Source organism: Streptomyces sp. NPDC029152 (genome assembly GCF_055564355.1).
In genome coordinates this window covers 467,266-478,643 of sequence record NZ_JBVHWR010000001.1, presented here as the reverse complement: position 1 = coordinate 478,643, position 11,378 = coordinate 467,266, and the positions used below count along the sequence as shown (strand labels likewise).

The window sequence follows — 11,378 nt, the reverse complement described above, 5'->3', positions numbered from 1 at the left end:
CTCCTCGGCGCTCTCGGCGGCCTCCTCGACGGGCGCGGCGGCGGCCGGGGCGGCCTCGGGGGCGGCCTCGGTGTCCGGCGCGGGCGCGGCGGCGGTGGGCGAGGTCACCGTGCGCGTGGCACGCCGACGGGTGCGGCGGGGGGCGGCGTCCTCGGCGGTCTCACCGCTCGCGGCCGGCTCGGGCTCGGTCGGCGTCTCGGCGGCGGGCGCCACGGGGACGACGGTCTCGGCCGTCTCGGCCGACGCCGGGGACCCGGCGGGCGCGGAGGCGCGGCGCACCGCACGGCGCCGCGGACGGCCCGCGGACACCGGCTCCGCGACCGTTCCGGTCGCCTCTGCGGCGGCCTCTTCCGGCTCCTCGGCCGCGGCGGACGCCTCGGCCGGCGCGACGGTCTCCGCCTGCGTGCCCGAGGTGCCGGACGGCGGCCCCGCCGGGCGGGAGGCGGCCCTGCGCCGGCGACGCGGCGGCAGGGTGTCGCTGGGGGTGTTCAACTCGGAGTCCGTCGAGGAAGTCGCGGACTCTGCGGATTCGGTCGGTTCGAGCATGCGGGGGTTTCTCCCGTCAGGCTCCCGGGCGCCGCGCCTGGCCCGGCGTCGACCGCCGGTGACGTCCGCGGCTCGCGCGATGCGCGGTCGCCGCCGTCCGGGGCGCGGGCGCCGCTCGGGAGCTCTCCGTGTCTTGTCTCGCCGGTTCCGTACCCCTTGTCGTGCACGGCCTGGCGAAAGTCTTGTGGTCGGTGCGCTGCCCGACCCAGGTGGCTCCCGAGTTCGAGGGCGGCGCTACGACGCTCGTCCCTGCGCGGAACTTCCTTACGCCGGCGCCTTCGCGGCGGTAGCAGCGCCGGCCGGTTGCGGCTCGGGCGTTGCTGCCTCGCGGTCGGGCGCGAGCGGGTCGGTCACCGCACCGGTCTCTTCATCGAACAGCCCCTGCGCCAGCCTGGTCACCGCTGCGGGGACCGGCGGCGCCAGGTCGGCCACGGCGCGAAGACCGGACAGGACGTCGTCGGGTCGTACGGCAGGCGTCACGTGCCGAACAACCAGCCGCAGTATCGCACAGGGCCGGTCGGTCGGCCTATCAGCCGGCGCATCGTCGGTGGTGGTCACGTTCTCGAGGCTCACGACGGCGGAGCGGGCGTCGAAGGTGCGGACGCCGTTCTTGGTCCGGCGCTGGACCTCGACGGCCCCGGCCGAGGTGAAGGCCGCCACGGCGCGCTCGGCGTCCGCGGACTCCACCCCGTCCAGCCGCAGCTCCCACACGGAAGCCGTCAGCCGGTCGGCGAGCCCGGAGGTCCGGGCCTCGACCGCGTCGACGACGTCGAGCCCTGCGGGCAGCGACTCGTCGAGGAGCAGCCTGAGCCGCTCCGGGTCGCGCGCCTCGGTGAGCGCGATCTCCAGGTACTCCGCCTCGCTGCCCGTGCCGGTGGGTGCGGCATTGGCGTACGACACCTTCGGGTGCGGGGTGAACCCCGCCGAGTACGCCATGGGCACCTCGGCGCGGCGCAGCGCACGCTCGAAGGCGCGCTGGAAGTCACGGTGGCTGGTGAACCGGAGGCGGCCGCGCTTGGTGTAACGCAGTCGGATGCGCTGCACCGCGGGTACGGGCGGCGGGCCTTCGGGCTGTCGCTTGCCCAGTGTCGTTCAGTCCTTCGTGAGAGCGGTCGTACTGCTACCAAGAGTACGTGCCTTCGCCGCGGATGGTTCCCGCCGGGCCACCGTCTGCTTCTTCGCCGGCTCCCCGAACAGGGCCCGCCGCACGTCGGCACGGGCCCGCCGGACGGAGCCGCGGACATCTTCCAGCGCCTGCCGCACGACCCGGCCCACGGCACGGGAGACCTCGGCGGCGGGCCGCCGGACCGCGTCCCGCACGACGTGTCCCACCGGCGTCAGGAGGGTCCGGTACACCCAGCGCGCCGGGTCCCCGACGAGCAGGCGGAAGACGGTCCCGAGGAACCGGCCGACGGCGAGCGAGACATGGCCCGCGATCCGCCAGGCGTGCCCGAGGGCGGCGCCGACCTCCCGTCCGACGACGGCGAGGCCCCTGCCGACGGGCGCCAGAACCCACCGCCACAGGGCGAGGACCGGCAGCACCAGCAGGATCCGGGCGACCCGGTACAGGGCGGCGCCGACTCCGGTGACGACGATGCGTAGGCACCAGGCGAGCCCCCTCCCGCACCAGGCGATCGCGTGGCCGACGGGAGTGAGGACCCACGTGTACAGCCACGCCGCCGGCACGACGAGGAGATACCGCCCGAGCCAGGCACCAGCGGCGTACAGCCCGCGCCCCACCGCGGCGAGCACCGCGCCCACACCCCTGACCGACCACAGGAACCCGTGCCCGACCGGCGTCAGCACCCACCGGTACAGCCACGCCGCCGGCACGACGAGGAGGACGTCGCCGAGCCAGGCGATGCCGCGGGCCAGCGGCACGACGACGTACTTCCACAACCCGACGGCCGGCCACACGAACAGGGCCCGCCCGAGCCGTCCCAGCGCCCGTCCGAAGGGCCGCAGCGCCGTGTCCCGCAGGACGCGTCCGCCGACGACGAGCGCGTCCCACACCAGACGCACCGGCACGACCAGGACCAGGGCGACGATCCGCACCGGGATCCGGATCGCCACGGTGAGACACCCTTCGGCGTCCGGCCGGCGGGCCGGACGCCGCTCGTCCCCGTCGCGGGGCGGCTTCTCGAGATCCATACCCCCAGGGACGCCACCGGGCCCCGTCCGGATCCCTCCCGGACGGGGCCGGCGGTCACTTGACCACGGTCAGCGGCAGCAGCTTCTTGCCGGTCGGGCCGATCTGGATCTCGGTGTCCATCGCGGGGCACACCCCGCAGTCGAAGCACGGGGTCCAGCGGCAGTCCTCGACCTCGGTCTCGTCGAGGGCGTCCTGCCAGTCCTCCCAGAGCCAGTCCTTGTCGAGGCCCGAGTCCAGGTGGTCCCAGGGCAGGACCTCCTCGTAGGAGCGCTCGCGCGTGGTGTACCAGCCGACGTCCACGCCGAAGGGCTCCAGGGCCTTGTCGGCGCAGCTCATCCAGCGGTCGTACGAGAAGTGCTCGCGCCAGCCGTCGAAGCGCCCGCCGTCGTCGTAGACGGCGCGGATCACGGCGCCGACGCGACGGTCACCGCGCGAGAGCAGGCCCTCGACGATGCCGGGCTTGCCGTCGTGGTAGCGGAAGCCGATGGAGCGGCCGTACTTCTTGTCGCCGCGGATCTTGTCGCGCAGCTTGGCCAGGCGCTCGTCCGTCTCCTCGGCCGACAGCTGCGGCGCCCACTGGAAGGGGGTGTGGGGCTTGGGGACGAAGCCGCCGATCGAGACGGTGCAGCGGATGTCGTTGGAGCCGGAGACCTCGCGGCCCTTGGCGATCACGCGGGTGGCCATGTCGGCGATCTGGAGGACGTCGTCGTCGGTCTCGGTCGGCAGGCCGCACATGAAGTACAGCTTCACCTGGCGCCAGCCGTTGCCGTAGGCCGTGGCGACGGTGCGGATCAGGTCCTCCTCCGAGACCATCTTGTTGATGACCTTGCGCATGCGCTCGGAGCCGCCCTCGGGGGCGAAGGTCAGGCCGGAGCGGCGGCCGTTGCGGGTCAGCTCGTTCGCCAGGTCGACGTTGAAGGCGTCGACGCGGGTGGAGGGGAGGGACAGGCCGATCTTGTCCTCCTCGTACCGGTCCGCGAGGCCCTTGGCGATGTCGCCGATCTCGCTGTGGTCCGCGGACGACAGCGACAGCAGGCCGACCTCCTCGAAGCCGGTCGCCTTCAGGCCCTTCTCGACCATCTCGCCGATGCCGGTGATGGAGCGTTCGCGCACCGGGCGGGTGATCATGCCGGCCTGGCAGAAGCGGCAGCCGCGGGTGCAGCCGCGGAAGATCTCCACGGACATGCGCTCGTGGACCGTCTCGGCGAGCGGGACGAGGGGCTGCTTGGGGTAGGGCCACTCGTCGAGGTCCATCACCGTGTGCTTGGAGACGCGCCACGGCACGCCCGAGCGGTTCGGCACGACGCGGGCGATCCGGCCGTCGGGGAGGTACTCGACGTCGTAGAAGCCGGGGACGTACACCCCGCCGGTCTTCGCCAGGCGCAGCAGGAGTTCCTCGCGGCCGCCGGGGCGGCCCTCGGCCTTCCAGGCGCGGACGATCGCGGTGATCTCCAGGACGGCCTGCTCGCCGTCGCCGATGACGGCGCAGTCGATGAAGTCGGCGATCGGCTCGGGGTTGAACGCGGCGTGGCCGCCGGCCAGGACGATCGGGTCGTCGATCCCGCGGTCCGCGGCCTCCAGCGGGATGCCGGCCAGGTCGAGGGCGGCGAGCATGTTGGTGTAGCCGAGCTCGGTGGAGAAGGAGAGCCCGAACACGTCGAAGGCCTTGACCGGGCGGTGGCTGTCGACGGTGAACTGCGGGACGGCGTGCTCCCGCATCAGCGCCTCCAGGTCCGGCCACACGCTGTAGGTGCGCTCGGCGAGGACGCCCTGCTGCTCGTTCAGCACCTCGTAGAGGATCATGACGCCCTGGTTGGGCAGGCCGACCTCGTACGCGTCCGGGTACATCAGGGCCCAGCGGACGTCGCAGCTGTCCCAGGGCTTGACCGTGGAGTTCAGCTCTCCGCCGACGTACTGGATCGGTTTCTGCACGTGCGGGAGCAGAGCTTCGAGCTGCGGAAACACAGACGACACAGACTCGGCGGCTTCGGCAGGCATCTCACGGAACCTTCGTGTGCTGGCAGGGGTGACCATTCAGCGTAACCCGGCCGGCGGGTTCCCCCGCACCGCCGGCCGGCGGCCGCCTACGCCGACATGGGCCGTTGCACGGTGATCGACTGGAGGAGCCCGACCGCTATCCACACGGCGAACATCGACGAGCCGCCGTACGAGACGAAGGGCAGGGGCAGACCGGTGACCGGCATGATGCCCAGGGTCATGCCGATGTTCTCGAAGGCCTGGAAGGCGAACCAGGCGACGATCCCGGCGGCGACGATCGTGCCGTACAGGTCGGTCGTGTCCCGGGCGATCCGGCAGGCGCGCCAGAGCACCACGCCGAGCAGCAGGACGATGAGGCCCGCGCCGAGGAAGCCCAGTTCCTCGCCGGCGACGGTGAAGACGAAGTCGGTCTGCTGTTCCGGCACGAAGCGGCCCGTGGTCTGGGAGCCGTGGAAGAGGCCGGATCCGGTGAGGCCGCCCGAGCCGATGGCGATGCGCGCCTGGTTGGTGTTGTAGCCGACGCCGGCGGGGTCGAGCTCGGGGTTGGCGAAGGCCGCGAACCGGGCGATCTGGTAGTCGTCCAGGATGCCCAGCTGCCACACGGCGAGCGCGCCGATCGTCCCCGTGCCGAGCAGGCCGAACACCCACCGGTTGGAGGCGCCGGAGGCGAGCAGGACGCCCAGCACGATGATGACCATGACCATGACCGAGCCGAGGTCGGGCATGAGCATCACGATCAGCATCGGCACGGTGGCCAGGCCGAGGGCCTGGAGCACGGTCCGGTGGTCGGGGTAGGGGCGGTCGCCCGCGTCCACCCGGGCCGCCAGCAGCATCGCCATGCCCAGGATGATCGTGATCTTCACGAACTCGGAGGGCTGGAGGGAGAAGCCGCCGGGGAGCTTGATCCAGGAGTGGGCGCCGTTGATGGTCGAGCCGAGCGGCGTGAGCACCAGCAGGATCAGGAAGACGGAGGCGCCGTACAGGAGCGGCACGGCCGTGCGCAGGGCGCGGTGGCCGAGCCAGATGGTGGCGACCATCAGGGCGAGCCCGATGCCGGTGTTCAGCAGGTGCCGGGTCAGGAAGTAGTACGGGTCGCCCTGGTTGAGCTCGGTGCGGTTGCGGGTGGCGGAGTAGACGAGCAGGGAGCCCAGCAGGGACAGCGCGAGGCCCGCCAGCAGTATCGGCCAGTCGAGCCGCCGGGCGAGGGAGTCGCGGGCGAACAGGCGGGTCCAGCCGGCCCGCTCGGGTCCGTATCCGGAGACCTGGAAGCTGTTGGCCCCGGTCATGAGCGCGTCCTCCGCTTCCGCCTGCGGGTCTGCCGGTTCCCGGTATCGGGCGGGTTCACGGTCGCCTGCTGGTCCTGGTCCTGGTCCTGCTGTCCGGCGGGGGCGTCGCCGTCCTCCTGAGCGGCCTTCTCGGCTTTCCGGAGGTCCTTCACCGGGTCCTTGGAGACCTTCGGGGAGGTGATGGTGCCGTCCGCCTTGATCTTCGGCAGGTCCTTGGCCGGCTGGGGCAGCAGCGCCCTCCTGGTGTCGATCTCCCCGTCGTCCGAGACGCCGTACAGGGCGTCGTAGATGTTGCGGACGGCGGGGCCCGAGGCGCCGGAGCCGGTGCCGCCCTGGGAGATCGTCATGACGATCGCGTAGTCCTTGGTGTACGTGGCGAACCACGAGGTGGTCTGCTTGCCGTAGACCTCGGCGGTACCCGTCTTGGCGTGCATCGGGATCTCGTCCTGCGGCCAGCCGCCGAACCGCCAGGCGGCGGTGCCGCGGGTGGCGACGCCGGCGAGGGCGTCGTCCATCTTGGCCAGCGTGGTCCTGCTTATCGGCAGCTTGCCGTGCGACCGGGGCGCGATCTCCTCGACCCGCTTGCCGTCGGGGCTGACGACCGCCTTGCCGATGGTGGGGTTCCACAGGGTGCCGCCGTTGGAGATGGCCGCGTAGATGGTGGCCATCTGGATGGGGGTGACGAGGGTGTCGCCCTGGCCGATGGAGTAGTTGATGGAGTCACCGGCGCGCATCTTGTTGCCCTCGAGGCAGTTCTCGTACGCGATCTTCTCGACGTAGGAGCCGTCCTTCTTCCCCGTCTTGCACCAGGCGTCCTTGTTGGCCTTCCAGTAGTCCTGCTTCCACTGGCGGTCGGGGACGCGGCCGGAGACCTCGTTCGGCAGGTCGATGCCGGTCTCCTCGCCGAGGCCGAACTGGTGGGCGGCCTTGTAGAAGTAGTCCTTGGGGTTTTTCGGGTTCATCCCGCCGTCCTTCTTCCACTGCTCGTGCGCGAGCCGGTAGTAGACGGTGTCGCAGGAGAGCTCGAGGGCGCGGCCGATGCTGATCGAACCGTTGTCGGCGGACTCGAAGTTCTTGAAGACCTGGCCCCCCACGGAGTAGGAGCTGGAGCAGGCGTAGCTGCCGTCGAAGTCGTAGCCGGCCTCCACCGCGGCGGCCGAGGAGACCACCTTGAAGATCGAGCCGGGGGCGGCCTGCCCCTGGATGGCCCGGTTCAACAGCGGGTAGTTGGAGTCCTTGCCGGTGAGCTTCTTGTAGTCCTTGGCGGAGATGCCGCCGACCCAGGCGTTCGGGTCGTACGTCGGGTTGGAGGCCATGGCGACGACGCGGCCGGTCTTGGCCTCCATCACCACGACGGCGCCGGCGTCGGCCTCGTAGAGGCGGCCGGTGTTGCGGTCCATCTCCTTGCGGGCGGCCTTCATGGCCTCGTTCAGCTCGTACTCGGCGACGCGCTGGACGCGGGAGTCGATGCTGGTGACGAGGTTGGATCCGGGCACGCCCGGGTCGGACTCGGCCTCGCCGATGACGCGGCCGAGGTTGTCGACCTCGTAACGGGTCACGCCGGCCTTGCCGCGCAGCGCCTTGTCGTACTGGCGCTCCAGTCCGGAGCGGCCGACCTGGTCCGAGCGCAGGAACGGCGAGTCGGTGTCCTGGGCCTTCTGGATCTCCTCGTCGGTGACCGGCGAGAGGTACCCGAGGACCTGGGCGGTGTTGGACTTGCCGGGGGCCGCGTAGCGGCGCACCGCCATGGGTTCGGCGGTGATGCCGGGGAAGTCCTCGGTGCGCTCGCGGATCTGCAGCGCCTGCTTGGGGGTGGCCTCGTCGGTGACGGGGATCGGCTGGTAGGGCGAGCCGTTCCAGCAGGGCTGCGGCGTCTTGGCGTCGCACAGCCGGACCTTGTCCATGACCTCCTGGGGCTGCATGCCCAGGACGCCGGCGAGCTTGGTGAGGACGGCCTTGCCGTCGTCCCTCATCTTCAGCAGCTCGGTGCGGGAGGCGGAGACGACGAGCCGGGTCTCGTTGTCGGCGAGCGCCACGCCGCGCGCGTCCAGGATCGAGCCGCGGGTGGCGGGCTGGACCACCTGCTGGACGTGGTTGCCGGAGGCTTCCTTGGCGTACTCGTCGCCCTGGCGGATCTGGAGGTACCAGAGGCGGCCGCCGAGGGTGCCGAGGAGGGACAGGACGAGGATCTGGATGACGACGAGGCGGGTCTGGACGCGTGTGCTCCGGCCGGTCTCCGGAATGTTCGTCATGGGCGCGGCCCATTTCCGTTGAGGGTGGTGGTGGGCGACGGGTGGGAGTTGGTCACTGCCTCCCCCTCGCGAAGTGCGTGCTGTCCGTGGTGTGCTGCCGCGTCGTCACAGCCGCTTGACCCCCTTGATGCGTCCGGCGCGGGCCACCCGGGCCCGTGCCGCCTTCACGCGCAGTCCGCCGCGCTGCTGCCCGATGCGCAGTCCGGTGCCCGAGGAGAGCCAGCCGGAGGAGATGTCGGTGGCCTGGGCGGTGGAGCCGGCCTCGGCCAGCGGGTCGTTCTCGGCGCGGCGGGCGAGCGCCATGATGCCGGGGACCACGAAGGGGGCGAGCAGCAGGTCGTACAGCGCGGCCGTGAACAGCAGGCCGGGCAGGCCCACATGGCGGGCGGCGGTGTCGCCCACGAGGGCGCCGACGCCGGCGTAGAGCAGGGTGGTGCCGACGGCGGCGGCGACGACCACGGCCATCGGGCCGGTGGCCGACCGGAGCCGGCCGTTGTCCGGCTTGGCGAGGCCGGCGAGGTAGCCGATGACGCAGAGCACCAGGGCGTAGCGGCCGGCGGCGTGGTCGGCGGGCGGGGCGATGTCGGCGAGGAGCCCGGCGCCGAAGCCGACGAGGGCGCCGCCGACGTGGCCGTAGACCAGGGCCAGGCCGAGGACGGTGAGGAGCAGCAGGTCGGGGACGGCGCCGGGCAGGTGGAGACGGGCGAGGACGCTGACCTGGATCACCAGGGCGACGACGACCAGGGGGACGGACAGCAGGATCCGGTTGACGCGCATGGGACGAAAGCTCCTACTGCTCGGTCTGTTCGGACTGCTCGGACTGCGCCTGGCCGTCGGGCGCCTCGGCGGACGGGGTCACGGTCACCGTCACGGTAGGCGTGGGTTTCGGCTGCGGCTTGTCCGGGAGCACCGTGTCGCGCGGATCCTTCGCCGGGGCCTGGACGACGACGCCGACGATGTCGAGCTTGGTGAAGGAGGCGAACGGCGTCACGTAGAGGGTGCGGGTCAGGTCGCCGCGGGAGGGATCGACGCGGGTGACGGTGCCGACCGGGACGCCGGGCACGAAGGGCTTGTCGGCCTGGGAGCCGAAGGTGACGAGCCGGTCGCCCTTCTTGACGTCGGCCTTGCCGTTGAGGAGTTCGACGCGCAGCGGGCGGTCGCCCTGCCCGGAGGCGAAGCCGAGTTCGTCACCGGCCTCCATGCGGGTGCCGACGGTGAAGTCGGGGTCGTTGGCGAGCAGCACGGTGGCCGTGCGGGGCCCGACGGTGGTCACGCGCCCGACCAGGCCGTCGCTGTTGAGGACGGTCATGTCCCGTTCGATGCCGTCGTCGGCGCCGGCGTCGATGGTGATGGTCCAGGAGAAGCCCTGGGCCGCTCCTATGGCGATGACCTGGGCGCCCTTGATGCCGTACTGGCCGGCGCCGGCCAGGCCGAGCATCTTGTCGAGCTGCTTGAGGCGGCTGCGGCCGCGTTCGTCGCTGCCGAGCTTCGCCTTGAGGGCCGCGTTCTGCGTCTCCAGTTCGGCGAGCCGGTCGTGCCGGTCGCCCGAGTCGCGGATCGCGGAGACCGCGTTGCCGACCGGGTCGACCGCGGACGACACCCCGTTCTCGATCGGACCGAAGACCGTGGCCGCGGCCTGCCGGGCACCGTCGACCGGTGAGTCCTCCCCGCCGCGGATGTCCACCGTGATCAGCGCGAACGCGACGGCGATCAGCAGCACCAGGAGCAGCCGGCTCTCTTTCGTGTCCCTCACGTGCGGCGGCCGTGCCTTCCTCGTCGGAATTCGGGAATTACGTGGCGATGTTCAGGAATTCGGGGGGATTCACGGCGGACGCCCCTCCCGTCCGGTGCGGGTACCGCGGGCGTCTCATGTCCCTCTGTCTCATGTCTCTATATCAACGATCCGCCGCACGAGAGGAGATCGTCTCGTACGGCGGAACCGGAGTGTCACGTCATCTGCGCGGCTGGGCGTCCAGCACCTGCTGGAGCGCCTCGAACTCCTCGACGCACTTTCCGGAGCCGAGCGCCACGCTGTCCAGCGGGTCCTCGGCGATGTGGATCGGCATGCCGGTCTCCCGGCGCAGCCGCTCGTCGAGGCCGCGCAGCAGCGCGCCGCCGCCGGTCAGCACGATGCCCCGGTCCATGATGTCGCCGGACAGCTCCGGCGGACACTTGTCGAGGGTCGTCTTGACGGCGTCGACGATCGCGTTGACGGGCTCCTCGATCGCCTTGCGCACTTCGGCGGCCGAGATGACGACGGTCTTGGGCAGTCCGGACACGAGGTCCCGGCCGCGGATTTCGGTGTGCTCGTCGGTGTCGAGGTCGTACGCCGATCCGATCGTGATCTTGATCTGTTCGGCCGTGCGCTCGCCCAGCAGGAGGCTGTACTCCTTCTTGACGTGCTGGATGATCGCGTTGTCCAGCTCGTCACCCGCGACGCGGATGGACTGGGCGGTCACGATGCCGCCGAGCGAGATGACCGCGACCTCCGTGGTGCCGCCGCCGATGTCGACCACCATGTTGCCCGTGGCCTCGTGGACCGGCAGGCCGGAACCGATGGCCGCGGCCATGGGCTCCTCGATGATGTGCACCTGGCGGGCACCGGCCTGGGACGACGCCTCGATGACGGCACGGCGCTCGACGCCGGTGATGCCCGAGGGCACACAGACGACGACCCGCGGACGAGCCAGATACCGCCGCTTGTGGATCTTCAGGATGAAGTAGCGGAGCATCCGCTCGGTGATCTCGAAGTCGGCGATCACGCCGTCCTTCAGCGGACGCACGGCAACGATGTTGCCGGGCGTGCGCCCGATCATCTTCTTCGCTTCGGCGCCGACCGCGAGGATGCCACCGGTGTTGGTGTTGATCGCGACGACGGACGGCTCGTTGAGTACGATCCCGCGACCCCTGACGTACACCAGCGTGTTGGCGGTCCCGAGGTCGACAGCCATGTCACGGCCGATGAACGACATTGAGTTCCCCATCAGGATTCGACTGGCCTTCCCGGAAGCCTTTGAGGGCTTTTCAGGTCGGCGAGGTGGGTGCAGTGACGCGTGGAGGCTTCCATCGTAGACGCGCTTTCGCGAACACTGCGCGAGGGTCTTCGCCATTGTCAGCAGATGGCGCATCGCCTCGCTTGTGGAG

8 protein-coding genes and 1 pseudogene are annotated in these 11,378 nt (G+C 71.2%); all 9 read right to left on the bottom strand.

Annotated features, from left to right (window positions below; translation table 11 throughout):
* Positions 1–546: pseudogene (locus tag ACZ4V6_RS02065) on the bottom strand (Rne/Rng family ribonuclease); the annotation flags it as partial.
* A gap of 264 nt (positions 547–810) precedes the next feature.
* Complete coding sequence (locus tag ACZ4V6_RS02060; protein ID WP_467821823.1) at positions 811–1,590, bottom strand: TIGR03936 family radical SAM-associated protein; 780 nt, start codon at positions 1,588–1,590, stop codon at positions 811–813.
* A 48-nt stretch (positions 1,591–1,638) separates the two neighbouring features.
* On the bottom strand, positions 1,639–2,697 hold the full coding sequence (locus ACZ4V6_RS02055) for a hypothetical protein (RefSeq protein WP_467821822.1): 1,059 nt from the start codon (positions 2,695–2,697) through the stop codon (positions 1,639–1,641).
* A 55-nt stretch (positions 2,698–2,752) separates the two neighbouring features.
* Positions 2,753–4,696, bottom strand: coding sequence for a TIGR03960 family B12-binding radical SAM protein (locus ACZ4V6_RS02050; RefSeq protein ID WP_467821821.1), 1,944 nt, complete (start codon positions 4,694–4,696; stop codon positions 2,753–2,755).
* Positions 4,697–4,782: 86 nt separating this feature from the next.
* Positions 4,783–5,982 carry a rod shape-determining protein RodA gene (rodA, locus tag ACZ4V6_RS02045; protein ID WP_467821820.1) on the bottom strand — a complete coding sequence of 400 codons (1,200 nt, stop codon included), beginning with the start codon at positions 5,980–5,982 and terminating at the stop codon, positions 4,783–4,785.
* Positions 5,979–8,234 (bottom strand): penicillin-binding protein 2, encoded by a 2,256-nt coding sequence (gene mrdA, locus ACZ4V6_RS02040; protein WP_467821819.1) that lies wholly within the window; start codon positions 8,232–8,234, stop codon positions 5,979–5,981. Before mrdA ends, rodA begins: the two co-directional genes overlap by 4 nt.
* Before the next feature lie 105 nt (positions 8,235–8,339).
* Positions 8,340–9,011 (bottom strand): rod shape-determining protein MreD, encoded by a 672-nt coding sequence (mreD, locus tag ACZ4V6_RS02035; RefSeq protein ID WP_467821818.1) that lies wholly within the window; start codon positions 9,009–9,011, stop codon positions 8,340–8,342.
* Positions 9,012–9,024: 13 nt separating this feature from the next.
* Positions 9,025–9,987 carry a rod shape-determining protein MreC gene (gene mreC, locus ACZ4V6_RS02030; protein WP_467821817.1) on the bottom strand — a complete coding sequence of 321 codons (963 nt, stop codon included), beginning with the start codon at positions 9,985–9,987 and terminating at the stop codon, positions 9,025–9,027.
* Between the two features lie 199 nt (positions 9,988–10,186).
* Complete coding sequence (locus tag ACZ4V6_RS02025) at positions 10,187–11,206, bottom strand: rod shape-determining protein (RefSeq protein ID WP_028422119.1); 1,020 nt, start codon at positions 11,204–11,206, stop codon at positions 10,187–10,189.
* Positions 11,207–11,378 lie beyond the last annotated feature (172 nt).

Excerpts from the sequence above, each read along its gene's own strand:
- mrdA (WP_467821819.1), bottom strand. The coding sequence starts at position 8,234 with ATGACGAACATTCCGGAGACCGGCCGGAGCACACGCGTCCAGACCCGC.
- ACZ4V6_RS02025 (WP_028422119.1), bottom strand. The coding sequence starts at position 11,206 with ATGTCGTTCATCGGCCGTGACATGGCTGTCGACCTCGGGACCGCCAAC.
- rodA (WP_467821820.1), bottom strand. The coding sequence starts at position 5,982 with ATGACCGGGGCCAACAGCTTCCAGGTCTCCGGATACGGACCCGAGCGG.
- mreD (WP_467821818.1), bottom strand. The coding sequence starts at position 9,011 with ATGCGCGTCAACCGGATCCTGCTGTCCGTCCCCCTGGTCGTCGTCGCC.
- ACZ4V6_RS02050 (WP_467821821.1), bottom strand. The coding sequence starts at position 4,696 with ATGCCTGCCGAAGCCGCCGAGTCTGTGTCGTCTGTGTTTCCGCAGCTC.
- ACZ4V6_RS02055 (WP_467821822.1), bottom strand. The coding sequence starts at position 2,697 with ATGGATCTCGAGAAGCCGCCCCGCGACGGGGACGAGCGGCGTCCGGCC.